General features: G+C 28.6%; 25 protein-coding genes. 10 read left to right on the top strand and 15 right to left on the bottom strand.

The genetic code is table 11. The features are described from left to right. Window positions 1-107: 107 nt before the first annotated feature. A complete protein-coding gene (locus tag ACH5BF_RS03485) occupies window positions 108-1,175 on the bottom strand; it encodes a TRAP transporter substrate-binding protein (RefSeq protein WP_423272758.1) in 1,068 nt (355 codons plus the stop codon). A 203-nt stretch (window positions 1,176-1,378) separates the two neighbouring features. On the opposite strand from ACH5BF_RS03485, the gene ACH5BF_RS03480 reads away from it, so the two are divergent. After that, window positions 1,379-1,897, top strand: a complete 519-nt coding sequence (locus ACH5BF_RS03480) for a GNAT family N-acetyltransferase (RefSeq protein WP_423272757.1) — start codon at window positions 1,379-1,381, stop codon at window positions 1,895-1,897. Here the strand turns inward: ACH5BF_RS03480 and ACH5BF_RS03475 are convergent. From ACH5BF_RS03475 to ACH5BF_RS03445, 7 genes are all read right to left on the bottom strand, one after another. After that, entirely contained in the window at window positions 1,894-2,544 is a 651-nt protein-coding gene (locus ACH5BF_RS03475) for a response regulator transcription factor (RefSeq protein WP_423272756.1), read from the bottom strand. The two genes, ACH5BF_RS03480 and ACH5BF_RS03475, sit on opposite strands and share 4 nt — an antisense overlap. Before the next feature lie 2 nt (window positions 2,545-2,546). Beyond that, window positions 2,547-4,739, bottom strand: a complete 2,193-nt coding sequence (locus tag ACH5BF_RS03470; RefSeq protein WP_423272755.1) for a sensor histidine kinase — start codon at window positions 4,737-4,739, stop codon at window positions 2,547-2,549. A gap of 27 nt (window positions 4,740-4,766) precedes the next feature. Further along, window positions 4,767-5,357, bottom strand: a complete 591-nt coding sequence (locus ACH5BF_RS03465; protein ID WP_423272754.1) for a LutC/YkgG family protein — start codon at window positions 5,355-5,357, stop codon at window positions 4,767-4,769. Further along, window positions 5,350-6,720, bottom strand: a complete 1,371-nt coding sequence (locus tag ACH5BF_RS03460) for a lactate utilization protein B (RefSeq protein ID WP_423272753.1) — start codon at window positions 6,718-6,720, stop codon at window positions 5,350-5,352. The genes ACH5BF_RS03465 and ACH5BF_RS03460 overlap by 8 nt, the downstream gene beginning before the upstream one ends. Next, window positions 6,717-7,466 (bottom strand): (Fe-S)-binding protein, encoded by a 750-nt coding sequence (locus ACH5BF_RS03455; protein WP_423272752.1) that lies wholly within the window; start codon window positions 7,464-7,466, stop codon window positions 6,717-6,719. The genes ACH5BF_RS03460 and ACH5BF_RS03455 overlap by 4 nt, the downstream gene beginning before the upstream one ends. Window positions 7,467-7,546: 80 nt before the next feature. Next, a complete protein-coding gene (locus ACH5BF_RS03450; protein ID WP_423272903.1) occupies window positions 7,547-7,987 on the bottom strand; it encodes a class I SAM-dependent methyltransferase in 441 nt (146 codons plus the stop codon). Between the two features lie 157 nt (window positions 7,988-8,144). Next, a complete protein-coding gene (locus ACH5BF_RS03445) occupies window positions 8,145-8,585 on the bottom strand; it encodes a deoxycytidylate deaminase (RefSeq protein WP_423272750.1) in 441 nt (146 codons plus the stop codon). Between the two features lie 173 nt (window positions 8,586-8,758). Between ACH5BF_RS03445 and accB the strand changes: the two genes are divergently transcribed. The 3 genes from accB (at window position 8,759) to ACH5BF_RS03430 (ending at window position 12,364) form a co-directional block, all read left to right on the top strand. Next, the gene (gene accB / locus ACH5BF_RS03440) at window positions 8,759-9,232 is read left to right on the top strand and encodes an acetyl-CoA carboxylase biotin carboxyl carrier protein (protein ID WP_423272748.1); all 474 of its coding nucleotides are present in this window, start codon (window positions 8,759-8,761) and stop codon (window positions 9,230-9,232) included. Window positions 9,233-9,244: 12 nt separating this feature from the next. Beyond that, window positions 9,245-10,597, top strand: a complete 1,353-nt coding sequence (locus ACH5BF_RS03435) for an acetyl-CoA carboxylase biotin carboxylase subunit (protein ID WP_423272746.1) — start codon at window positions 9,245-9,247, stop codon at window positions 10,595-10,597. Window positions 10,598-10,837: 240 nt separating this feature from the next. Further along, window positions 10,838-12,364, top strand: a complete 1,527-nt coding sequence (locus ACH5BF_RS03430) for a DEAD/DEAH box helicase (protein WP_423272744.1) — start codon at window positions 10,838-10,840, stop codon at window positions 12,362-12,364. A gap of 9 nt (window positions 12,365-12,373) precedes the next feature. Here the strand turns inward: ACH5BF_RS03430 and ACH5BF_RS03425 are convergent, their stop codons facing one another. Next, window positions 12,374-12,589: a hypothetical protein gene (locus tag ACH5BF_RS03425; protein WP_423272741.1), complete on the bottom strand. Its 216-nt coding sequence runs from the start codon at window positions 12,587-12,589 to the stop codon at window positions 12,374-12,376. A gap of 267 nt (window positions 12,590-12,856) precedes the next feature. Between ACH5BF_RS03425 and ACH5BF_RS03420 the strand changes: the two genes are divergently transcribed. Continuing rightward, entirely contained in the window at window positions 12,857-14,437 is a 1,581-nt protein-coding gene (locus ACH5BF_RS03420) for an inorganic phosphate transporter (RefSeq protein WP_423272739.1), read from the top strand. A 2-nt stretch (window positions 14,438-14,439) separates the two neighbouring features. Here the strand turns inward: ACH5BF_RS03420 and ACH5BF_RS03415 are convergent, their stop codons facing one another. Then, the gene (locus ACH5BF_RS03415) at window positions 14,440-14,826 is read right to left on the bottom strand and encodes a response regulator (protein WP_423272737.1); all 387 of its coding nucleotides are present in this window, start codon (window positions 14,824-14,826) and stop codon (window positions 14,440-14,442) included. Between the two features lie 9 nt (window positions 14,827-14,835). Between ACH5BF_RS03415 and ACH5BF_RS03410 the strand changes: the two genes are divergently transcribed. The 5 genes from ACH5BF_RS03410 (at window position 14,836) to ACH5BF_RS03390 (ending at window position 19,731) form a co-directional block, all read left to right on the top strand. Next, on the top strand, window positions 14,836-15,810 hold the full coding sequence (locus ACH5BF_RS03410; RefSeq protein WP_423272902.1) for an AEC family transporter: 975 nt from the start codon (window positions 14,836-14,838) through the stop codon (window positions 15,808-15,810). Window position 15,811: 1 nt separating this feature from the next. Next, the gene (gene asnB, locus ACH5BF_RS03405) at window positions 15,812-17,602 is read left to right on the top strand and encodes an asparagine synthase (glutamine-hydrolyzing) (protein WP_423272735.1); all 1,791 of its coding nucleotides are present in this window, start codon (window positions 15,812-15,814) and stop codon (window positions 17,600-17,602) included. 63 nt (window positions 17,603-17,665) lie between these two features. Beyond that, window positions 17,666-17,968: a hypothetical protein gene (locus tag ACH5BF_RS03400; RefSeq protein WP_423272733.1), complete on the top strand. Its 303-nt coding sequence runs from the start codon at window positions 17,666-17,668 to the stop codon at window positions 17,966-17,968. Continuing rightward, window positions 17,968-18,591, top strand: a complete 624-nt coding sequence (gene bluB / locus ACH5BF_RS03395; protein ID WP_423272731.1) for a 5,6-dimethylbenzimidazole synthase — start codon at window positions 17,968-17,970, stop codon at window positions 18,589-18,591. Before ACH5BF_RS03400 ends, bluB begins: the two co-directional genes overlap by 1 nt. Window positions 18,592-18,663: 72 nt before the next feature. Next, the gene (locus ACH5BF_RS03390) at window positions 18,664-19,731 is read left to right on the top strand and encodes a TRAP transporter substrate-binding protein (protein ID WP_423272729.1); all 1,068 of its coding nucleotides are present in this window, start codon (window positions 18,664-18,666) and stop codon (window positions 19,729-19,731) included. 38 nt (window positions 19,732-19,769) lie between these two features. Here ACH5BF_RS03390 and ACH5BF_RS03385 read toward each other — a convergent pair whose 3' ends face one another. The 5 genes from ACH5BF_RS03385 to hemJ all read right to left on the bottom strand — a co-directional run bounded on the left by ACH5BF_RS03385 (window position 19,770) and on the right by hemJ (window position 24,714). Beyond that, window positions 19,770-20,501 carry a succinate dehydrogenase/fumarate reductase iron-sulfur subunit gene (locus ACH5BF_RS03385; RefSeq protein WP_423272727.1) on the bottom strand — a complete coding sequence of 244 codons (732 nt, stop codon included), beginning with the start codon at window positions 20,499-20,501 and terminating at the stop codon, window positions 19,770-19,772. After that, the gene (locus ACH5BF_RS03380) at window positions 20,498-22,111 is read right to left on the bottom strand and encodes an FAD-dependent oxidoreductase (RefSeq protein ID WP_423272725.1); all 1,614 of its coding nucleotides are present in this window, start codon (window positions 22,109-22,111) and stop codon (window positions 20,498-20,500) included. Before ACH5BF_RS03380 ends, ACH5BF_RS03385 begins: the two co-directional genes overlap by 4 nt. Before the next feature lie 3 nt (window positions 22,112-22,114). Continuing rightward, window positions 22,115-22,522: a hypothetical protein gene (locus ACH5BF_RS03375; protein WP_423272723.1), complete on the bottom strand. Its 408-nt coding sequence runs from the start codon at window positions 22,520-22,522 to the stop codon at window positions 22,115-22,117. A gap of 276 nt (window positions 22,523-22,798) precedes the next feature. Continuing rightward, complete coding sequence (locus ACH5BF_RS03370; protein WP_423272721.1) at window positions 22,799-24,199, bottom strand: PhoH family protein; 1,401 nt, start codon at window positions 24,197-24,199, stop codon at window positions 22,799-22,801. Further along, window positions 24,199-24,714, bottom strand: coding sequence for a protoporphyrinogen oxidase HemJ (hemJ, locus tag ACH5BF_RS03365; RefSeq protein ID WP_423272719.1), 516 nt, complete (start codon window positions 24,712-24,714; stop codon window positions 24,199-24,201). Before hemJ ends, ACH5BF_RS03370 begins: the two co-directional genes overlap by 1 nt. Window positions 24,715-24,718 lie beyond the last annotated feature (4 nt).

The raw sequence follows: 24,718 nt of genomic DNA, 5'->3' as shown, positions 1-24,718 counted from the left end.
GAATAGGTCATATAAATATAAGCTTCCCATATATATTTACATTACCCATTAATTAAGTTCATTTTGAAGAATATAACCCCTCATAAAGAGGAGTTATAACATATATCTTATAAGTTGTCTTTTAAGTATAAGTAATCAGACATTTTAGTCCACTCTCTAGCTTTCTTTTGGTAAGCTTCTTGAGAATCTAAAATCTCTTTTAATAATGGGTTATCTTTAGTTTTTTCTGCTCTAAGTTCAGCATTTGCTTTCTTCATAGCATCCATAACTTCTTTAGGGAAAGTTTTGATTTTGATGTTAGGGAAATCTTTTTCAATTTTTGCCCAAGCTTCAGAACTCATGTGGTAGTTTTGAATATACATATCATAAGCAGAAACTCTCATAGCTGTAATTAAGATTTCTTGTAAATCTTTTGGTAACTTCTTGAATTTTCTTTCATTTACAAGGTATTGTAAATCTAATCCTGGCTCATGCCATCCTGTATAGTAGTAAGGTGCAATTTTGTTGAATCCCATTTTGATATCCATTCCAGGTCCAACCCACTCTAATGCATCTAAAGTACCTCTTTCAAGTGATGTATATAATTCACCTGGAGCGATATTAGTAACTGTTAATCCTAATTTTGCCATTACTTCACCAGCAAATCCAGGAATTCTCATTTTAAGACCTTTTAAGTCTTCAACAGTATTAATTTCTTTTCTAAACCATCCACCCATTTGGTTTCCAGTTGATCCACCAGGGAAAGATAATACATTGTGTTTTTTGTAAACTTTTTTCATAAGTTCCATTCCACCACCGTGGTAGAACCATGCATATTGCTCAGGTGTAGTCATACCAAATGGCATTGTACTAAATGGCATTGTATTGATATCTTTACCTTTCCAGTAGTATGATGCAGAGTGACCCATATCATATTGACCACCTTTTACCATATCTAAGATACCTAGAGCTGCTTTATGTTTATTTGAAGCATCAACTCTAATTTGTAGTCTACCGTCAGACATTTCTTCAACCATTTTTGCCATGTTTTGTGGCGCATCAATAAATGGTGTTAATGTTGAACCCCAAGTAGTTGCAAGTTTCCATTTATAAACTTTTTCTTTTGCTACAGCAGCTGTACTTAAACCTGCAATTAATGCAGAAGTTAAAAGTAGTTTTGTTGTCTTTTTTAACATCATCATTCTCTCCTTTGATTTGTTATGTCTAAATTCTAACCTTTAGAAATGATAATGATATGATATTTTTGCTGTCAAAATGTAATTTTTATGTAGAATTCAGTAGAAAAATTTTTATTTTGTGTTTATATAATTCTTTAAATTATAAACTAAGAATCTTTTGATAAACTTCACATTTAGTATAAATGAAATTAGGATTTTTAATGCTTTTAGTTAGTAAAAATTTAAAAAATAGTGCTTTTTTTGATGAGGCTTGGGCTCTTTATGATTACTCTTTTCCTCAAAATGAGAAGAGAATTTTAAAAGAACAAAAATGTATAGAAAAAAATATAAATTACAAAACTTTAGGATATTTTGATGAGAATAAATTAGTGGCAATACTTTTTTATTGGGTTTTTGATAGGTATGTATTTATCGAGCATTTTGCCATTGATATTAATCAAAGAGGTAAGTCTTATGGTTCAAAGATTTTAAAAGATTTTTTAGAAAAGAATAGTAAGGTAGTTTTAGAAATAGAGCTTTTAAATGATGAAGTTAGTAAAAAAAGATTGAAGTTTTATGAAAAGTTAGATTTTGTAGTAAATGAGTTTAAACACTATCAAGTGCCTTTTAGAGAAGAAGATGAAAGTTTAGAACTTCTTTTTCTATCTTATAAAGAAAAGCTTTCAAAAAAAGAGTATGAAGATTTATACTCTAAAATGAATGCTTCATTGAGACTTTAGTTAGTCTCAGTTTTAAAGATATATCCCGTATCTACAACTGTTTGAATATAATCTCTTTGGAGAACTTTTCTTAGTCTTCTTATTAAACTTCTTATAGATTCTAAAGAAGCGAAGCTTCCTTCCCATACATAATTTTCAATACTTTCATATGACAAAACCTGATTTTTTTTAGTTAAAAAAAGATTCATTAGTAGTCTTTCTTTTTTTGTTAGTCTATAATCTTCCCCATCAATTACAACTGTTGATGATTTATAATCAAAATAACAATCTTTGTCAAAATGTAAGTATTCATCTTGAATGTTACATAACTTCTCAATTTTAATCTCTAACTCATCAATAAAGAAAGGTTTCTTTAAATAATCATTACATCCAAAGTCATAAGACTCTTTTATTACATCAAGTTCAACACTTGCAGATATTATAATCACAGGTATAGTTTCATAAAACTCTCTAATTTTTTTAAGAATTTTAATCCCATCTACATTTGGAACATTAATATCCAAAATAAAACAGCTGTATCCATCTGTGATTTTTTCATAAACTTCAGCACCATCTGTATAAGCCTCTACTGAATAACCTTTTAGCTTTAATCTTTTTTTTATTGTTTCATTTAATTTTTTATTATCTTCTAAAAGTAAAATTTTCATTTTCAAACCTTTTTGTGAGGAAGTTTTATAGTAAAGATTACATTTTCATGATCGTTTCTTACTGTAATTGAACCTCTCATTTTATCTTCAATAATTACCTTTGCCATATAAAGACCTATTCCCGTACCATCTTTTTTTGTTGTAAAGTAAGGTTGGAAAATAGAGTTTATGATTTTATCTTCAATAGCTCCACCATCATCACATATTTCTATTATATTATAATTTTTATCTCTTTGTATATTAATATCAATATTACCTTTATTGTTGTGGTCATTGTTTCTTTCAAGAATTTTATTTTTTGCATTATTAATTAAATTTAATAAAACTTGTTTAAATTCGTTTTCATAACCATAAATTAAAAGCTCTTCATTCTCATTTTTATAGTTGAACTTCATATTGATATTTGAGTAAAAGATTTGTTTCCCAATAATCTCATTTATTTCATTTAAGGCTTTTGAAATTGAGAATAGTTTCTTCTTTGTAGAAGGTTTTAGGAAGTTTCTAAAGTCACTTAATGTTTTTGACATATATTTGATTTGAACCATTGAGTCATTTACAAAATCTTTTACATCAACATCTTTTAATTCATTTAATAAATAAGAAGTCTGAATATCTTGAACTTGTGCAGATAATTCTATTAGAGGCTCATTCCATTGATGAGCAATTGCTGCAACCATATCACCCATTTCAGCTAATTTACTTTGTTGAATTAAAAATTGTTTTTGTTGTACTCTTTCTGTAATATCATCCATAATACATACGATTCCACCAACACTTCCATCAATGTTTTTATAAACAGCTTTATTTAAAATTATGTGCTTCATATGACTTGATGGTGTATAAAATGTAAACTCTGAAGTACTAGTACTAAATGTTTGCATTAGTTCTTGGTCGATATTTGTATTTTTTAGTGCAACTTCATATGGGAAAAAATCAAAAGCACTTTTCCCAATAATCTCATTTCTATCTTTGTTTACAAGGTTTGCAAAACTTAAATTACATCCTAAAAATTTACCTTCAACATTTTTATAATAGATTGGATTAGGAATAGTATCAAGTAAAACTTTATCAAATTCAAGTTGGTTTGATAAAGCAAGTTCAAGTTTTTTTCTTCTTTTAATATTTGCTCTTAAAATAACAACAATAATACTAAGTACCATAATAACAACTATTGCTAAAACTATAAACTTTATAAATTTTCTATAAACAGCATTTGGTTCATTTATTAAAATATAATCATCTAAGTGATTGTCAACGTCAATATTAAATCTATTTAGTTCATTGAAATCAAACATATATCTATTTGGTGATTTATCAATTACAGGGATGTCCTTTATATTTTTACCATTTAAAACATCCATTGCCATTTTTGCTACTGATTCACCTTGTGCAACAGCAGATGTTAATAACCCACCAACTATTCCATAGTTTAAATAAAAGTCCCAAAGACCATAAATAGGTACATTACTAGCAGCTTTTATCTCTAAAAAACTTTGTTTATAAGTGAAGTATTTCCCAGTTGTATCTTTAAAAAGAAGTACAAATAAAATGACATCATTTTCTCCAAGTTTTGAAACTTTGTCTTTTAGAGTTTTGATTTCCATTTTATCTACATACTCAATTTTAAACTCTTTTTTGTACTTTTTTATGATATTTCTTAGGTCTCTTTTTACAGCTAAACCTGTTTTCGATCTATCATTTATAATTAGAAGTTTATTGATATTTGGATGTAAATCTTTTATTAATTTAAAGTTTTTTTCTAAATCTACTTGTTCAACAACACCTGTCATATATTTTTTCATATTGTTTTCATCAAGTAAGGCTTGATCAAAGTTGTTTATTCCACAAAAAAGTACAGGTAATTCTTTAAAAAGATAGTTATGATACCTTATTACAAAATCAAAAGCATTATTATCACTTGCAATAATTAAGTCAAAATTTCTTGTTTTAAATTGCTCTTTATATAAAGCTGCTAATTTATCTAAATATATTGGATCAGCGATATGTTTTGTATCCATATAAACAGTAGTTAGTTCAATATTATTGTGTTTATCAAGCTTTTTTTCAATAGTTTTAGAAATGTCATCACTCCAAATATATCCTTTGTGATATGAGTGAAGTAATAACACTTCTTTTGAATTATTTGCATATAAGAAATTTATTATTAGTAAGCTAAATAGTATAAATTTAATCATTAAAAACCCTTCTATTTAGCCATTATATCAAGATTTTGTAAAAATTACATATCCTGACTTTGGTCCATGTGCTCCAATTACTAATGATTGTTCAATATCAGCTGTTTTTGATGGACCAGAGATAAACACTCCATAACCAGCCTGTTCAAAACTAATTTTGTCATATGCTTCATGCATATTATTTAAAATCTCTTTTTCATCTAAAACAGTAACAATATTTTGAGCAATAAAGTATAAACATCTATGTCTATTATTCTCATTTTTCATCCAAACAGCACCATTTTCTGCAATTGCAAAGTTTCCTCTTACAACTGCTAAATCTATATCTCTTAAGTTATGTGCATCTTCTTCATCATTTGGCTCAAAGTTTTTTAAAGAGAATCCTTCTACATTTGAAGCAATGATTTTTTCATCAGGATAAAGTTCTTTTATTGTTTTTTCTAAATCAGCTTTATCAATTAGTAAAGCTTTACCTCCAACTGATTCAATCATTGTTGAGAACTTTTCAAATTTATCTTCAAAAGTAATACCAAAGTTTTCATATGAGTTTGGAAGTTCAACATTTTCAACTACATTGTTTTTTCTAATACTACTTAGAATTTTTTCTTTACTAGTCATCTAATTCTCCTTGTTCAAACATCTCTTTAAAGCTTTTCTCTGGCATTTTTGGTAAGTCTCTTTGTCTTCCCCAAACATTTGATTTGTTATATAAAATTGAGTTAGGAAGTTTTGGAACTACTTTTCTTGCAACTTTTCCTGCTAAATTAAATAGTGTTGGTTTACTCATTAGCCATGCTGTAACTTTCATTGCCATTTTTTTCTTTGGATCAATTAAGTTCATTTCGCTTAAATCTTGTCTTCTAGCATAAAGTTGAGAATCTAAGTCGATTTTAGCAGGACAAACATGAGAACATGAACCACATAAAGTACAAGCAAATGGTAAACTATTGTGTTTTTCTGGCTCTTTAACCGAACCTAAAACAGAACCAATAGGTCCAGGAATTGTATACTCATACGAGTGCCCTCCACTTCTTCTGTAAACAGGACATGTATTCATACATGCACCACATCTAATACAATTTAATGCTTTTTTATATTTTGTTGAACTTAAAAATTCACTTCTTTTATTGTCAACAATAATAATATGCATTTCTCCACCTTCAACAGGACCATGGAAGTGTGAAGTATAAGAAGTAATAGGTTGCCCTGTTGCACTTCTTGCAAGCAGTCTTGTAAATACAGATAAATCTTCAAGTCTTGGAATGATTTTTTCCATTCCCATAGAAGCAATATGGAATTTAGGAACTGAAGAACCCATATCAGCATTTCCTTCATTTGTACAAACAACAACACCACCTGTATTTGCAACTGCAAAGTTTACACCTGTCATACCAGCATCTGCTGTTAAGAAATCTTCTCTTAAACTTGCTCTTGCTGCTCTTGTTAGATAAGTTGGATCATCATTTCCTTTTTCAGTACCTAATTTTTCATGGAAAGTATCAGATACATCCATTTTCTTTAAGTGAATTGCAGGAAGTACAATATGTGAAGGTGGTTCATTTCTTAATTGAACAATTCTCTCACCTAAATCTGTATCAATTACTTCAATCCCTCTTTGCTCTAAGAAAGGGTTTAAGTGACACTCTTCTGTAAGCATTGATTTAGATTTTACTAACTTTTTTACACCTTTTTCTTTTAGAAGTCTATATGCAATTTCATTGTGCTCTTGTGCATCAGATGCCCAGTGAACTGTAATACCTTTTGCATTAGCATTTTTTTCAAACTCTAAAAGATATTTGTCTAAGTTAGCCATTGTATGAGTTTTGATTTGACTTGCATACTCTCTTAATTTTTCCCATTCAGGAATTGATTTAGAAGCTAAGTCTCTTTTTGCTCTTACAAACCATAAAGCCTCATCATGCCAATGCATTCTTTCATCATTAGCTACAAACTTTTTCGCATTCTCTGGATGTGTACTCATAGTTCTTCTCCTGCTAAGATTTGTGTAATATGCATTACTTTAATTGGATAGTTGTTTCTATTTATTAATCCATCCATATGCATAAGACATGACATATCTGCACCTGTCATTACTTTTGCATCAGAGTCTAGATGATCTTTGATTCTATCTTTACCCATGGCAACTGAAACATCTTCTTCTGCAACACTAAATGTTCCACCAAATCCACAACACTCATCTTTTCTTTTTAATTCTACTAGTTCAATATCTTTAACAGTATTTAAAATATTTTCTAGTTTTGAGTTATATGGAACATTTAGTTCACTTGCTGTTCCAAGTTTTAGTACTCTATGTCCATGACAAGAGTTATGAAGACCAACTTTATGTGGGAATGATACATCAACATTAAGATTTTCAACACCTATTACATCATGTAAAAATTCACATACTTCATATATTGAAGCTTTCACTTTATTGTAATCTGAATCATTATTGAAAAATGGTGCATAGTGTTCTTTTACCATTGAAACACATGAACCACTAGGAGCTACAATATAGTCATACTCTTTAAAGTTCTTAACAAATTGCTTTGCTAATGTTTCAATACTTTTTGAACATCCAGAGTTTGCCATAGGTTGACCACAGCAAGTTTGACTCATTGGATAATCAATCTCTAAACCTTGTTTTTTTAATATTTTATATGTTGCTTTACAAATGTCTGGGTAAAGTTCATTCATAAAACATGGAATAAATAGACCAACTTTCATACATACTCCTTTGTTGTTATAAACTAATTCTATACTTTGCGTATGAAATATGTATGATATTTTTGGATTTACTTAACTAATTAGTCAAGTGATTTCTTTAAGTACACACTTATGTCATTATCTAAGTAACCATTTTGTACTTTGATTTCACATGGTAGTGTTTTACAAAACTCCAGTATATCGCTGTAGTGTACACTATTTAAAGTGTCTTGTTTTAAAAAATTAAAAACAAAACCTTTTTTTGAATTATTAAAACATTTACTTATAAAAATTAGTGTTTCTTCTTGTGTTAATATGTTTAAAGCACCACTACATATATAATAATCTTTGATTTCTAAGGTGTCTTGTAAGATATTTGAGATTTTTAGATTTAAATTTGGTGTTCTTTTTTTTGCAAGATTTATCATCTCTTCTTCCATATCAAGTCCTATGTACTCTTTTGGAGTAAGAGAGTTTTTTTTCAGATATAAATAAAACTCTGCAAAACCACAACCTGCATCAACTAGACTACTTTGTTTTATATCATCTATAATAAATGATGTTAATATCTCAAATCTTTTATATTGAGTATATTTTGATTGCCAGTGAACAGCTTGATGACTTATTCCATACCTTTTTATTACAGGATTGTAAAATGAGCTATTGTATTTGCTTCCTACTTTATACTTTTTATTTAAACTAATTTTTCTGTAACCTCTGTATTACTACATTATTATCTTTTATAAATTTTGATACAACTTCTGAATTTGTGTGTTCATATGCTCTATCATAAACAATTCTTGTTATTCCAGCTGCTATTAAGTTTTTAGAACATTCACTACAAGGCTCTAAAGTTACATAAATAGTAGCACCTTCAATTGAAATACCTTTTCTTGCTGCCCAAATAATAGCATTCATTTCAGCATGTATTTCATATGTTTTAGACCAATCATGATGATCTTTTGTATATTCACCCTTCCAGTGTTCACTACAGTTTGTGTAACCAGCAGGAGTACCATTGTATCCAGTTGATAGAATTCTTCCATCTTTAACTATAACTGCACCAACTTGCTTAGATACACATTTAGATGCACTTGCAATTTCATGGGCTATATTTATAAATGTTTGATCATTTAGCATTTTATTCCTATAGAATTTTTTGAAATTATAGCAAATTTAATTGAATAATATAAAATTTAGAAAAAAATCTAGTTTTTTCCTTAAAGGAAGCTTTTATTATATGTTAAAAATATACTTATAATCTAATTTTTGATAATATATCTAAAAAATTTGACGAATTAAAAAGGCTGATTATGGATTTTAAAGAAATAAAAGAATTAATAAGAGTATTTGATAAGAGTGAACTTAACAAACTTAAAGTAAAAGAAGGTGAATTCGAAATTGCTATGCAAAAAGGTTTTGAATCAGGTACTATTGTTACTTCAAATGAACCAGCTTATGTACAAGCAGCACCAGTTGCACAAGCTTCTGCACCAGCTATTGCACAAGCACCAGTTGCTTCTGAAACACCAGCTGCAGCAGTTGCAGGTGAAACTATTAAATCACCAATGGTAGGAACTTACTACGCTTCTCCATCTCCTGAAGCACCAGCATTTGTTAAAGTTGGAGATACTGTTAAAAAAGGTCAAACTTTATGTATCTTAGAAGCTATGAAAATTATGAATGAGGTTGAAGCTGAGTACGATTGTAAAATCGTTGATATCTTAGTAGGTAATGGTGACCCTGTAGAATACGACATGCCAATTTTTGTTGTTGAAAAATTATAATAAGAGCTAATTATGGCAGAAATTAAAAAAATATTAATCGCTAATAGAGGTGAAATAGTTCAAAGAGCTATTAGAACTATTAGAGAGATGGGTAAAAAGTCTGTTGCTGTTTACTCTGCTGGAGATAAAAATGCTTCATACTTAAAGCATGCAGATGAAGCTGTATGTATTGGTGGAGCTAAATCATCTGATTCATACTTAAATATTCCAGCAATTATTACAGCTGCTGAAATGACAGGTTGTGATGCAATTTTCCCAGGTTATGGTTTCTTATCTGAAAATCAAGACTTTGTAGAAATCTGTAGACTTCACAATATTAAATTTATTGGTCCTTCTGTTGAAGTAATGGAAAAAATGGCTGATAAATCAAAAGCTAAAGAAGAGATGGTAAGAGCAGGTGTTCCTGTTGTTCCTGGTTCTGATGGTGCTGTTCATACTGTTGAAGATGGAAGAAGAATTGCTGCTGAGATTGGTTACCCAATTATGGCAAAAGCTGCTGCAGGTGGTGGTGGTAGAGGAATGAGACTTATTAATGATGAGTCTGAGTTCGACCAATTATTCATGGCTGCATCTTCTGAAGCATTAGCTGCATTTGGTGATGGTACTATGTACCTTGAGAGATTTATTAACAACCCAAGACATATTGAGGTTCAAGTTGTTGGAGATTCTCATGGTAATGCTATTCACATTGGTGAGAGAGATTGTTCTTTACAAAGAAGACATCAAAAAGTTATTGAAGAATCACCAGCAATTTTATTAAATGATGAAACAAGAAAACATTTACATGATGTTGCAGTAAAAGCTACTAAATACTTAAACTATGAAGGTGCAGGAACATTTGAATTCTTAGCAGATGACAAACAAAATGTTTACTTCATGGAAATGAATACTAGACTTCAAGTTGAACACCCTGTATCAGAAATGGTATCAGGAATTGATATTATTGAATTAATGATTAAAGTTGCAGAAGGTGAAGAGTTACCTCCTCAAGAAAAAATCAAATTCAGAGGTCATGCAATTGAGGTTAGAATTACTGCTGAAGATCCAAACTCATTCTTACCTTGTCCAGGAAAAGTAAAACAATGGTTTGTTCCTGGTGGAAGAAATGTAAGAGTTGACTCTCATGTATATGCTGGTTATGTAGTACCACCATACTATGACTCAATGATTGGTAAACTAATCGTTTGGGGAAGAGATAGAAATAAAGCTATTAACATTATGAAAAGAGCTTTAAATGAGTTCGAAGTAGAAGGAATTAAAACAACTATTCCTTTCCACCAAAAAATGATGGAAAATGAAGACTTTATCTCAAACAACTATGACACTAAATACCTTGAAGGTTACAAAGGTCTAGAAGACTTATAAAAAATAGGCTTTTGGCCTATTTTTTTTCTAAAGCTTAAATTTATATAAAATTAGATATAATCCGGCTAAATTATACACATTTTATATACCTATTAATTCTTTTAAAGAAAAAAGAATATTTTAATAAACTCACCTCCTCACAAAAAACAACACATTAGTACAAATGTTTATGTTAAATTTATTGAGAAGACAATTATATAAACCTGTGTATCAATTTTACAAATTATACTAAGGTAACGAATGACATTTAACGAATTTAATTTTAAAGAAGATTTACAAAAGGCGATAGACAGTGCTGGATTTCAAGAGCCAAGTCCTATTCAAGAAAAAGCAATTCCTGTAGTTTTAGACGGTAAGGATATTGTAGGACAAGCTCAAACTGGTACTGGAAAAACTGCAGCTTTTGGTCTTCCAATATTAAATATGATGAAGTGTGATGGTTCGGTTGAAGCAGTTATAATAGTTCCAACAAGAGAACTTGCAATGCAAGTTTCTGATGAAATTTTTAGGTTTGGAAAATTTTTAGGTATTAATACAGCAACTGTTTATGGTGGACAATCATATACAAGACAATTAAAACACATTGCAAATGCAAGTGTAATTATTGCGACACCAGGTAGATTTTTAGATTTATTAAGAGACAAGAAAATTGATATTAAACCATCTCATGTAGTTTTAGATGAAGCTGATGAGATGTTAGATATGGGATTCTTAGATGACATTAAAGAGATTTTTACTTTTATGCCAGCTTCAAGACAAACAGTTCTTTTCTCAGCAACAATGCCAACTGCAATTAAAAATCTAGCAAAAACGATTTTAGTTGAGCCAGAGTTTATTACAATTACAAAAAAAGAAGTAACTAACTCTAAAATTACTCAAACATATTATGTAGTTGATGAGCATGAAAGAGATGATGCTTTAATCAGACTATATGATTTTAAAAACCCTGAAAAATCAATAATCTTTTGTAGAACAAAGAAAGAAGTTGATAGATTATCTACATTCTTAATTTCTCAAGGATATATGGCTAAAGGTCTTCATGGTGACATGGAGCAAAGACAAAGAGAAGAAGCTATTAAAGCTTTTAAATCATCTAAATTAGAGATTTTAATTGCAACAGATGTTGCTGCTAGAGGTTTAGATGTTAGTGATGTAACTCACGTATTTAATTATCATTTACCATTTGATTCAGAGTCTTATGTACACAGAATCGGAAGAACTGGTAGAGCTGGTAAAGAAGGAGTTGCTGTTTCTATTGTAACTCCACATGAGTTTAGAATGCTTCAAAAAATTGAAAAGACTACAGGTTCAAAACTTGAAGGAAAACAAGTTCCTAATATCTCTTCTGTAAAAGAAAAGAAAGTAACGGACTTAAAAGAAAAAATTAAAAACCAAGATGTAAAAGATCATGCTTTACAACTTGTTGAAGATTTAAAAGAAGAGTTTGATATTTCAACTATTGCGTTTAAATTAGCTTCAATGATTTCAGCATCAACTTATGTTAAAGGTAACAATAACATTGGTAAATCTGAAAATGATATCGAAAGATTAATTGAAAGAATGAAAAACAATGGTGGTTCTGATAGAAGAGGAAATAGAAACTCAAGAGGTGGAAACAGAAACTCAAGAGGTGGAAACAGAAACTCAAGAGGTGGAAACAGAAGTTCAAGAGATGGAGGGGATTCTAATAATAGAAGAAGAGACTCTAGATCAAACAACAGACCTAGCAGAGGCGGAAGCGGAAGCAGAAATAGAAGAAGAGATTAATCTCTTCTTTTATTGATTATAATAATTTTTTAAAGCTTTCTTAGCTTTTTTGTAAGCTGCTTTTGTATCTTTACCAAATCCTCTAAATACCCCATCTTTATTAAAAAACTCAATCATATCAAGCTTTTCTCTTGTTTTTACTTTTACAACTCTAAAGATGTTGAATTCATTTTGAATCTTCTCAATATTTGGTAGATCGTTTTTAGAAAGAATTGTTACTTTCATGTAATCTCCTTTGTTATTTATGTATTTTCTCTATAATTTATGACTATTATATATAAAAAAATTTATTTTGTCAAATATAATGTAACAAATAAAAATAAGATTTTTGAAGAAATTTTAAAAAAAAGTAAGAATATAATATAGAGATATGTTCTAATTTAGGTATTTTAGTCATAATAACTTTAAGTTTTCTTAAATGATAAGTAAGGAATTATCTATTAAAATAATAATTAACTTAAGCTACAAAATGGTTACAAAAAAGGGTTACTCTTGGATATAAAGACAATCAATTCATTTGATAAGGCAGCTGAAAAATCGCTACCTAGTTTTGCAAAAATCTCACTAGCACTGCTATTTATGCTAGTAGTTTTTCTTTGGTCATATGCTTCACATGGTGATGTACCTAATAATACATTCTTAATTATTGGTGCAGTATTTGGTGCTTATATGGCAATGAATATTGGTGCAAATGATGTTGCAAATAATGTTGGACCTGCTGTTGGTTCAAAGGCACTTACATTAATGTGGGCGATTGTAATTGCTGCAATCTTTGAAGCTGCTGGTGCATTTATTGCTGGTGGTGATGTTGTTAAAACTATCAAAAAAGGGATTATTGATCCTGCTTTAATTTCTGATCCTCAGATATTTATTTGGGCTATGACGGCTGCATTATTATCTGCTGCTTTATGGCTTAACTTTGCTACATCAGTTGGAGCTCCTGTTTCAACTACTCACTCTATTGTTGGTGGTGTAATGGGTGCTGGTATTGCTGCTGCTGGTTTTGCTATTGTTTCTTGGGGAACTATGGGAAAAATTGCTGCTTCTTGGGTTATTTCTCCTGTATTAGGTGGTTTGATTGCCGCAGGATTCTTGTATATAATAAAAACCAAGATAGTCTTTAAAAAAGATATGATAAGTGCAGCTAAAACTGTTGTACCTTATTTAGTAGCTATTATGACATGGGCTTTCTCTACTTATTTAATTTTAAAAGGTATTAAAAAACTTATCAAATTAGATTTTATTACTGCGTCAATTATTGGATTAGTTATTGCAGTTGTAGTTTACTTTGTAATAAAACCTTTAGTAATTAAGGCTTCTGATAAATTAGCTAATGATAGAGATAGTGTAAACTCTTTATTTACAATTCCTCTAATTTTTGCAGCAGCACTTCTTTCTTTCGCACACGGTGCAAATGATGTTGCAAATGCAATTGGACCATTAGCTGCTATTAATGATGCAATTATGAGTAATGGAATTAACTCTAAAGTTGATATTCCTTTATGGGTTATGGCAGTAGGTGCTCTTGGTATTGCTGTTGGTCTTGCATTATTTGGACCAAAACTTATTAAAACAGTTGGTTCTGAGATTACTGAACTAGATCAAATGAGAGCCTTTTCTATTGCTATGGCGGCTGCTATTACTGTAATTATTGCTTCTCAATTAGGATTACCTGTTTCTTCAACACATATTGCTGTTGGTGGTGTATTTGGTGTTGGTTTCTTAAGAGAGTATTTAGATTCTAATGAATCAAGAGCATTACAACAAATAAGAAAAAAGTTCAAAAAACACAAAAAAGAGTTAGACTCTATGACTAAAGAGTTAGAAGAGTTAGAGACTATTGAAAAGAAATCTAAAGCTGATTATGTAAGAATTGTAGAACTATACAAAGGTATAGATGAAAAACAAGAGATTGTTAAACAAGAGAAAAAAGACGTTAAAGAAGCTAAAAGTACTAAATATGTAAAAAGAGATGCAGTTAAGAAGATTATAGCTGCATGGATTATTACTGTTCCTGCTGCTGCTATGTTAAGTGCGGCAATCTTCTTTATGATAAAAGGTATTATGGGATAATCTTATCCTATAATAACCTCTTCTATAGAATTAATTAAATCTTTTATTTCTATTGGTTTTCTAAGATAAAGTGTAAACAAATCTTTAGAGTCATTTAACATATTATCATCATCTGAATAAGCAGATACTCCAATAATTGGTGTATTAAAATTAGAACAACTTCTTAATTCCTGACACATTTGAATACCAGTTAAAATCGGCATATTAATATCAGTTACAATTGCATCAATATTATTTGAATTTTCATTGTATAAAGTTAGACCCTCTTCTCCATTTTGGGCTGTGAATACTTTTTGAAATACAACTTCTAATAATGATGATGTTTGTTCTCTGATAAATTGGTCATCTTCAATATATAAAACAGTTTTATTTTTTAAATTTTCATACATTTAGAAAATATAGCTAAGATTATATTACATTATGATAAAATTCGAAAAATTAATTTAGGATACATTATCGAAGCATTAGTCTCTGTCGCAACTATTTACATCTTTATTCTTATTGGATTTACATATAAAAGAGTCTTTAAAAATGAAGTAAACGAAAGAAGTTTTGTAATACTTAATTTGTATTTTTTACAACCAATACTTATTTTTTGGGGATTAACAAGAGCTCCTATTAATGATGAGTTTATTATCTCACCTCTTATTTATTTTATTGCAGTATTTATAACTTTAGCTATAGCATATTTTTATTCTTTAAAAGTTTTTAGAAAAGATTATCAAGATAAATCTATATTTATGGCTTCTTCATTAGTTGGTAATACTGGAAATCTTGGTATTCCTTTGGGAATTGCTTTATTTGGTGAATCTAGTGTACCTTACACTTCTATTTTAAATATTGCTAATATATTTTTTATTTATATATTTTCTGTTTATTTCTTTGCAGGAGATAAGTTTAAATTTACTGATGCTTTAAAAGAGATATTTAAAATACCTGCAATGTGGTTTGCAATTGCTGCTCTTGCATTTAACTATTTTGGTTTTACTCTAAGTGATAACTTTGATAAAGTCTTTACAATGGGTGCTTATGCTGCAATAGTTATGCAACTTGTAATCTTTGGTATTTTTATGTCACAAGTTAGAATAAAAACAGCAAATTGGAAATTATCACTTAATATTACACTATTTAAGCATATCTTATTACCTATAATTGGTTTATATGTTATTTTATTATTTAATCTTGACCCTTTTGTTTCAGCAATAATATTTTTAGAACTAATTGTACCTCTTGCTGTAAATAATGTAAATTTATCGGCTTTATATAATTGTAAACCAATTGATACAACTTTTTCTGTTTTAGTTAGCTCTTTATTTTTTGTGCTTTTAATGTACTTTTATATTTTAATTATAAATAGTTTTTTTGGATTGTAATATGTGTGGAATTTTAGGAACAAATTTTGTAAGTGAAAACTTTGCATCTTCTTTGAAGATGTTAAACAACAGAGGACCAGATTATCAAAACTCAATAAAAATTGAAGATAAAGAGTTTGGTCATACAAGACTTGCAATAATTGATTTAGACCAAGAAGCAAATCAACCAATGGTTTTTGATGATATTGTTTTAGTTTTTAATGGTGAGATTTATAACTATAAACAACTTATACTAGATGAGCAATTAGAGTGTAAAACAAAAAGCGATAGTGAAGTTTTAATAAGACTGTATCAAAAATATGAGTTTGATTTTTTAAATAAGCTAAATGGTATGTTTGCTTTTACTTTATATGATATAAAAAAGAACAGATATTTTTGTGCTAGGGATAGATATGGGAAAAAACCATTCTTTTATTACTTCAAAAATAATAAGTTTATTTTTTCTTCTTCTATTAAGTCTGTGGTAAATCTACTTGATTCTAAACCAAAACTAAATAAAGTAGCTCTTTCAAAATATATGCAATATTTTGTCTCTTTTGGTGAGGATACTTTCTTTCAAGACATTTTTAAACTAGATGCTGCAACATATATGGTTTATGAGCCAAATAAAGCTTGTGAGCTTAAAAAGAAGCGTTTCTATAAGATTAACACTTATAAAGCTGTAAAAGATGAAAATGAGGCATTAGAGAAGATTGAAGAGCTTTTATTTAACTCTATTGAATCAAGACTAACATCTGATGTAGAAGTTGCTTCACTTTTAAGTGGTGGAATCGATAGCTCGCTAGTATCTGCACTTTATACAAAAATCTCTGGAAAAAAGATAAATACTTTTTCTGTTGGTTACAATGAGTACAAAAACTATTGTGAATTAGATTATGCAAAGATTACAGCTGATCATATTGGCTCAAATCACAATCCAGTTGAAATATCTAAAAAAGATTTTATAGAACACTTCGAAGATAGTTTAGAAGCTTTAGAAGAACCACATGGTGATTCAGCTGCAATTCCTTTAAATATATTAACTAAAAAGATTCATCAAAGTGGAATAAAAACTGTTTTATCAGGAGAAGGAAGCGATGAGATTTTTTTAGGTTATGATAATTATGCTAAGTTTTTAAAATATTATAGTTTTGAAAAAACATTATCAAATGAGCAAAATGAGTTTTTAGATGATATTATTGGTGCCTTGCAAAATAATACTAAAGAGAGTGAGTATTTAAGAAGGATAGTTAAAAAACAAAATCTTTATAACTCTTTTGGAGAAATTTATACAGATATTCAAAAAAAGAGACTTTTTAAAAAAGTTCCAACTTTCAAAAATGAAAAAGCAAAAAAAGATCCAGTTGATTGGATGAGTTATATTGACTTAAAAATTTGGCTAGGAGAAGGTTTACTTTCTAAAGTTGATAGAATATCTATGAGAAACTCTTTAGAGGTTAGAACGCCATTTTTGGATTTTAATTTAGTAAACTATATGTTTAGTGTTGATTCAAACATTAAAGTTGGAAATACAAATAAATATCTATTAAAGAAAATTGCTTCAAAGTATATACCTGAGCAAATTATAAATAGAACTAAGAAAGGTTTTAATTCTCCTTTTAATGAGTGGTTAAATCAAGAGTATGGTAAATCTATTTTAGAGACTATACTTTATGTTAATGAACAAACAAACCTTTTTAATGTTGAGTATGTAAAGCATATTTATGAGCTATCTAAACAAAGAAAATTTAAACAGCATCTTTACTCTTTATTTGTTTTCTCTTTATGGTATAAAAAAGAGTTTTTATCTTAAGAGAAAAAACAGTAAAATCCATCTATTGTGAAAACAATTACAAAAGAATTAAAAGAGGATAGTATGACAGTATTAATACCTGTTAACAATAAAAGTAGACATGAATGTACTATCGCATCTATGGAAGAGAATAAGTCTTGGGCTTTTATTCGATTAGATGAAGGAAAGATTAGTGATGTTGAGTTTTATGATAGAAGAGAAGATATTTTAGAGTGGATAGATGCTGTTGTAGTTATAAACGATCAAGAGTATGTATGGCCTTTTATGGATGAAGGAATTATTGCTCTTATAGCTCCAACTCAAAAAAGTATTGATGAAATTGTTGAAGCCTTTTTATTTAAAGACTTACACGATTTTACAGTTTAATGAAATTTACTAAAAAAGAGCTAGATGCTCTTGAAAAGATTATTGCCTCAAGACGAGATGTAAGAGGCAATAGTTTTACTTCAAAAAAAATATCCCAAAAGAAATTAAATAAGATTTTAAAAGCTGCTATGCATGCTCCATCTGTTGGATACTCACAACCTTGGAGATTTGTCATAGTAGATGATGAAAAAAGAGATAAAGTCTATAATCATTTTAAAAACTCTTTTGATAAAAGTAAATCAAGATTTAAAGATAGACCTTTATATAATTCATTAAAACTTGAAGGTATAAAAGAATCTAATATCAATATAGCTGTATATTATAAAAAGCCTAAATCAAATGTATTAGGTCAAACTTATATGAAAAGAACAGGAGAATACTCTGTTGTATGTGCTATTTTAAATATGTGGCTTACTGCAAGAGCTTTAAATATTGGAATGGGATGGGTATCTATTTTAAAGCCTAAAAAAGTAAATAAAATTCTTGGTGTTAATAAAGATGAGTATAAATTTATTGGATACTTATGCTTTGGATATGTAAAAGAGTTTTTTGATGAACCAGAGTTTAAAACAATTAATTGGAATAAAACTTATAATATTGATGATTGTATTTTAAATGTTTAATTTATATACATAAGCTAAATGATACTGCTATAAATATATAATTCCTCACAAATTTTATATTTAGGAGTATTTATGAAAAAATTAATAGGTAAGTTAGGTGTAACTTCAGTTATACTAATCGCAATGTCAATGTCTGCACAGGCAAAAGAAAAAACATATAAATTAAAGATGGCAACTACATGGGGTAAAGCTGCTACTCCATTAATTGATACAGCAGAAAGTATCTCTACTCTAGCAAAAGAGATGTCTAATGGTAGACTTATAATTAAAATTGATTCAGCAAACAAACATAAAGCACCTTTAGGTGTTCTTGATATGGTTAAAGGTGGTCAATATGATATGGGTCATACAGCATCATACTACTGGAAAGGTAAAGATATCAATACTTTACCATTTACTTCAATGCCTTTTGGATTAACAGCACCTGAACAATATGCATGGTTCTACTATGGTGGTGGTTTAGAATTAATGCAAAAGGTTTATGCAAAACATAATATCTTGTCATTTCCTGGTGGAAACACTGGTGTACAAATGGGTGGATTCTTTAGAAAAGAGATTAATACTTTAGAAGATTTACAAGGTCTTAAAATGAGAATTCCAGGTTTTGCAGGTGAAGTATTAGCAAAATTAGGTATTCAAGTTACAAATATAGCACCAGGTGAGTTATATACTGCATTAGATAGAAATACAATTGATGCTTTAGAGTGGGTTGGACCATCAATGGATATTAAAATGGGATTTCATAAAATTGCTCCTTACTACTACACAGGTTGGCATGAACCAGCATCTGAATTACAAGTTATCGTAAATAAGAAAAAGTTCGAAAAATTACCAAAAGATTTACAACTTATTTTAACTACAGCTATTAGAGTTAGTGCATATGATATGTATATTCAAAACTATGATATGAATGCAAATGCTTGGGCTAAAATGAAAGTAGAACAACCAAATATCAAAGTTAAAACTTTTCCAAAAGAGATTATGGATGCTATGAAAAAAGCAAACAAAGAGTTAAGAGATGAAATGTCAGCTAAAAGTCCTTTATTAAAAGAGGTATTAGATTCTCAAGATGCTTATATGAAAAAAGCTAGAGAATGGACTAAGATGTCTGACTATTTATATTTAAAAGACAATTTATAATAAAAAAATTAAGAGCAGTTACTGCTCTTAATTCTCAACTAAAAACCTCCATTTGGATTAAATCCAAAGTCATTACTATCAAATCCCATATTATTGTCAAAACTGTTTAAATAAGGATTTGAATATCCTTTTTGCGCAGAAATGTTTTGTAATTGCATAATATCCATTTTAGGATCTATTCCTTGAGGGCAAACAAAAGTACAAGCACTACATAAAGTACAGTCCCAAATACCATTTGTTTGTACATTGCTTATTATGTTTGGATTATCATTTCTGTTATCTACTTCATATCTATATGCTTTAGTTAAAGCATAAGGTCCTATAAACTCTTTATTTACATCATAAACGGGACAAGAACTATAACAAGCCTGGCATAATATACAATTACTTTGAATATCGATTTTTAAGATATCCTTTTGATTTACTTCTTTGTTTAACCCTACTTTCATTGCAGCTTGAGTCTTTTTTATTAGTAATGTTTCATGTGAAACATCGACAACCAAATCTTTAATTACTTTAGAATTTTTTAGTGGTTCAATTAAATCTGAGTCATTAATAGTTGTTTTACATGCAAGTTTCTCTACCCCATTAACTCTAACTGTACAAGAACCGCAAACTCCACTTTTACATCCACATCTATAGCTTAAACTTGAGTCTTTATTCTTTTTTATCTCTTCAAGTGCTTTAAGTAAATTTGTTTCTTTAACTTCAAACTCATCTACGTTTAGTTCTGAAGTTTTACTTTTTAATCTACTAATTTTTAGTTTCATTTTAAATCCTCAAATATACAAATGATTTGATTATTCTCTAATGTTAATATAGAATTTTTTTCAAACTCTTTTTTTAATTCATTAAAGTCTTCTCTAAAGTGAGAACCTCTACTCTCTTTTCTTTCTAATGCTGATAAAGCTATAGCTTTTCCAATTAATAATGAGTTTGAGAATTCAAAATATTCAACAAGATTTTTATTATAAACTCTTGATTTATCTTCTATAGAAACTTCATTTAAAGTTGATTCAATTAACTTAATATCTTCATTTAAAGACAATAAATCTTCTTCATTTCTAAATAAACCAGCTTTTCTAAATAGAAGATTTCCTAGGGTATCTTTTAAGTTATATACATTTAAAGTTGATTTATCTCTTGATAATAAACTATTAATATCTTCATTTATTTTGTTTATATTATCTTCAATATTTATTGATTTTATATCCATATTATTGATAGTATTATTAGCTTGCTCTCCTGCAATCTTACCAAAACTAACAATTTCTAATAAAGAATTTCCCCCTAATCTATTTGCTCCATGAATATCACTTTGGGCACACTCTCCACAAGCAAAAAGATTTTCTATAGATGTTTTAGCATTAATATCTGTTTTAATTCCACCCATACTGTAATGAGCTGCAGGAGTAATAGGAAGCAGTTCTTCTTCAAGATTAATATTTGAAAATTCATATGCAAGTTTTATTTCTTGTGGTATTAATTCATGTAGAATTTCTTTATCAATATGTCTTAAATCAAGATATACTTCTTCATTTCTTTTAATTCTTTTATATATTTCTCTTGCTACTTCATCTCTTCTAGACAGTTCATCTATAAATCTTTTTTTATTTTTATCAAGTAAATATCCACCCTCACCTCTGGCACTTTCACTTATAAGTATATTTGTATCTATAAGCGTTGTTGGATGAAATTGTACAAACTCAATATTAGATAATTTTGCTCCAGCTTTAAAGGCTAAACTAATTCCATCTGCTGTTGTAGATAACGAATTTGTTGTGTAGTTTTTATATATTCCTGCATATCCACCTGTTGCAAGTATAGTAGTTTTTGATAAAAATTCTTTAACTTTACCATCAACTATATCATATGCTATACACCCATAACAGTGGTTTTCTTTAACTATTAATTCAAGTGCTTGATGTTCAGTATAGAACTTTATTCCCTTATCGATACATTGATCATAAAGAGCATGAAGGATTTTTAAACCTGTATAGTCACTACTATAACAAGTTCTAATTTTCTTAGTTCCACCAAATTTTCTTTGTGCTATTTGTTTATTTTCATTTCTATTAAATGGAACTCCTATTGAATCTAACCAAAGAATCGTTTCTTTAGCATTTTTACACATAAGTTCAATATTATCTCTTTTTGCTAGTTTATAAGAACTTAAATATGTATCTTCAATATGTTGTTCTATAGTATCATCATCTTCATATAAAACGGCATTTATTCCACCTTGAGCTTGTACTGTTTGAGAATGTGTTGGGAGTGTTTTACTTAATACAACTACATTAAGCCCATTCTCTTTTGCTTTTAATGCAGCACTTAAACCAGCAGCACCAGAGCCAATAATTAATACATCAATTTCTTGCATACCCTATTCCCAAAAGTCTTTTAAAGCTTCTTGTTTTCTATTAGACTCTTCTTTCTTGTCTAAGTCTAGATCCAATTGTTCTATTTGAGCTAAGGCTTCTTCTAGCTCATCACTACTTATTTCATCTTCTTTTTTCTTTTTTATACTTTTTATTTCAGCTGAACTATTAGTTTCTGCATTAGCTTTTTTTTGTTGTTTTAGTTTTTTATTCTCTTCTATTAGAGATTGGTACTCTTCAATTATTGATTCATATTTATCAAAATCAAGTAGAATAAAACTTGGTTTGCCATCTCTTAATATTACAGCTTTTTCAATCTCTTCATCTGATAATTTATCAAACACCATTTTACTTTTTCTGATAAGCTCAGTTGATGAAAACATCTCTTTTGATGTGTATTGTAATAAGTTCATTATAACTCCTATACATATTATAGTATGTATTATAACACAAATTATTAAGTGCTTAATTTTTTATTTTAATATATAAATCTTCTAAAAGAAGCAATTAACAATAAGTAACATACTATTTTAAGTGCTTTAAGATGTATTTTAAAAAGTATAAATATTCGTATTGTATTTAGTTAAAAAAGATAAATACTAGTATGAAAAATTGAAAATATTTGTATTTGCTGAATCAAAGTAAAGCATATAAATTTACGATATTTATTACACTTTACTTTACAAGTTTTATCTATTTGAGAATATCTGCTCTGCCCATTCAGTAATTGGCCCTCTAAGGACTTTTTCTAATTTTATAGCAAATGTATTAACTAGATTGTTTTCGTGCCTTGTAGCTTTTAATAGAGTTGTTAATGAGTTAGTATATTTATTAACATAGAAGTTATCTATTTGTTTATTAGAACCAAGCACAACAACTTTACATGAATTATCAATTCTTGATAAAACCATTTGCATTGTTTTATTAGACATGTTTTGTGCTTCATCAATAATTACAAAGGCATTAGAAAGTGTTCTACCTCTCATTTCCCCTACCCACATAGTTTCAATACTATAATTTGTAATCATCTGCTCTATTCTTGCTGTTACTTCACTTTCATCAAGTTCTGGAATATTTTCAGTGTTTTTCTTTGATTTCTTTTTTTTGTAATCACTTCTAATAATATAATCTAAACTATCCATTAGTGGGTGATTATATATTTTGAATTTTTCTTCTAATCCAGGTAAATAACCTACATCTTCACCTTTATCCAATGATTCAACTGAGTTTCTTATGTATATTATTCTTTGATAGTTTTTTTGTCTTACAAGTTTTAATGCAGCACTTAAAGCTAATAGAGTTTTTCCAGAACCAGCTTTTGCTTCTACAATTAATACATTATAAAAATGATTTAATAGTGCATTAGAGAAAAATAATTGTTCTTTATTTAACGGTGTAATTATTTGATTTCTTACTTCTGATTCATCTAATAGTCTGATTCTTTTATTTTGAATATTTGCTAATATTACTTGGTCTGATGATTTGATTTTAAAACAATATGAATAGTTATGAGGTTCATAATCTTTATCAAATTTTACAATCTCTTCATTATCAAGATGTTCTTGTTGATTAAAGTCTATTGTGATTTCTTTAACAAATTTATAGTCAAACTCCCCTTTTTCAGAAGCTGTTAAAGAATCAGTTTTTATATCAAGTGATATAGCTCTTGTTCTAGCCATTATATCAAGTGATATAAACTCTATATCTTTGTTATAGTATGTTTTTGCAAATGATGCTACTTCAAGTATCTTTCTATCATTTATAATATTTAATGAAGTGCTGTTTGCTTTTACATTATAATTGTCTTTAGAAATTACATCAATATTTGTATTTTCATTAATTGTCAATCTTATAACTTTATATTCATCAATACTTTTAGAGTATTCTATTTTCGAATTTTCAAGTAATCTAGCAAACTCTCTTGCTTGAAAGTTTATTTCATCAAATCCACTTTTTTTGCTATCAATTTCATCTAGAACTGTTTCTGCTAATATTATAAGGTTTGTACCCTCTTGTGATAGTTTAAATATATTGTTTGCATCTTCAAGTAAGATATTTGTATCTAATACATAGTATTTATCAAAAGACATTAGTTTTTATCCTTTTTTGGCTTCATAATCATATATCCAACAAAACTAAAAAGTGCAATAACACCTATAGTAAAAGGAATTGAAACACTTTTTGTAATAACATACCCTACTATCAAAATAGCTAGCATAGTTGGTATTTCATTATACATTCTAAAGAATTTACCACTTTTTTTACATGTATCATTTGCTAATTGTTTTCTATATTTCTCTAAAGAAAAAGAGTAAGCTATTAAAAAAGCTAAAGCCAGTAGTTTTGCATGCATCCATCCACCAGATGTTAATATAGAGCTATTTATTGATAGCATTATAGCACCACTTATTATTGTTGCCCACATGGCAGGTGCACCAATGTATTTATAAATTTTAAATTCTTGAATTTTAACTACTTCAACATACTCTTTTTTATTTGAGTTTTCAACATGATAAACAAATAATCTTGGTAAATAAAATAGCATTGCCATCCAAGACATCACTGCTACTACATGAAAAGTTAATATCCAACTATAATATTCCAAATCA

It is taken from the genome of Arcobacter pernae (genome assembly GCF_049472135.1).
GTDB lineage: Bacteria > Campylobacterota > Campylobacteria > Campylobacterales > Arcobacteraceae > Arcobacter_B.
The sequence above is the reverse complement of the archived record's forward strand: the minus strand, read 5'-3'. Positions and strand labels throughout refer to the sequence as shown.

Coding starts and splice junctions, on each gene's coding strand:
- ACH5BF_RS03485 (WP_423272758.1), bottom strand. CDS start 1,175: ATGTTAAAAAAGACAACAAAACTACTTTTAACTTCTGCATTAATTGCA.
- ACH5BF_RS03480 (WP_423272757.1), top strand. CDS start 1,379: ATGCTTTTAGTTAGTAAAAATTTAAAAAATAGTGCTTTTTTTGATGAG.
- ACH5BF_RS03475 (WP_423272756.1), bottom strand. CDS start 2,544: ATGAAAATTTTACTTTTAGAAGATAATAAAAAATTAAATGAAACAATA.
- ACH5BF_RS03470 (WP_423272755.1), bottom strand. CDS start 4,739: ATGATTAAATTTATACTATTTAGCTTACTAATAATAAATTTCTTATAT.
- ACH5BF_RS03465 (WP_423272754.1), bottom strand. CDS start 5,357: ATGACTAGTAAAGAAAAAATTCTAAGTAGTATTAGAAAAAACAATGTA.
- ACH5BF_RS03460 (WP_423272753.1), bottom strand. CDS start 6,720: ATGAGTACACATCCAGAGAATGCGAAAAAGTTTGTAGCTAATGATGAA.
- ACH5BF_RS03455 (WP_423272752.1), bottom strand. CDS start 7,466: ATGAAAGTTGGTCTATTTATTCCATGTTTTATGAATGAACTTTACCCA.
- ACH5BF_RS03445 (WP_423272750.1), bottom strand. CDS start 8,585: ATGCTAAATGATCAAACATTTATAAATATAGCCCATGAAATTGCAAGT.
- accB (WP_423272748.1), top strand. CDS start 8,759: ATGGATTTTAAAGAAATAAAAGAATTAATAAGAGTATTTGATAAGAGT.
- ACH5BF_RS03435 (WP_423272746.1), top strand. CDS start 9,245: ATGGCAGAAATTAAAAAAATATTAATCGCTAATAGAGGTGAAATAGTT.
- ACH5BF_RS03430 (WP_423272744.1), top strand. CDS start 10,838: ATGACATTTAACGAATTTAATTTTAAAGAAGATTTACAAAAGGCGATA.
- ACH5BF_RS03425 (WP_423272741.1), bottom strand. CDS start 12,589: ATGAAAGTAACAATTCTTTCTAAAAACGATCTACCAAATATTGAGAAG.
- ACH5BF_RS03415 (WP_423272737.1), bottom strand. CDS start 14,826: ATGTATGAAAATTTAAAAAATAAAACTGTTTTATATATTGAAGATGAC.
- asnB (WP_423272735.1), top strand. CDS start 15,812: ATGTGTGGAATTTTAGGAACAAATTTTGTAAGTGAAAACTTTGCATCT.
- ACH5BF_RS03400 (WP_423272733.1), top strand. CDS start 17,666: ATGACAGTATTAATACCTGTTAACAATAAAAGTAGACATGAATGTACT.
- bluB (WP_423272731.1), top strand. CDS start 17,968: ATGAAATTTACTAAAAAAGAGCTAGATGCTCTTGAAAAGATTATTGCC.
- ACH5BF_RS03390 (WP_423272729.1), top strand. CDS start 18,664: ATGAAAAAATTAATAGGTAAGTTAGGTGTAACTTCAGTTATACTAATC.
- ACH5BF_RS03385 (WP_423272727.1), bottom strand. CDS start 20,501: ATGAAACTAAAAATTAGTAGATTAAAAAGTAAAACTTCAGAACTAAAC.
- ACH5BF_RS03380 (WP_423272725.1), bottom strand. CDS start 22,111: ATGCAAGAAATTGATGTATTAATTATTGGCTCTGGTGCTGCTGGTTTA.
- ACH5BF_RS03375 (WP_423272723.1), bottom strand. CDS start 22,522: ATGAACTTATTACAATACACATCAAAAGAGATGTTTTCATCAACTGAG.
- ACH5BF_RS03370 (WP_423272721.1), bottom strand. CDS start 24,199: ATGTCTTTTGATAAATACTATGTATTAGATACAAATATCTTACTTGAA.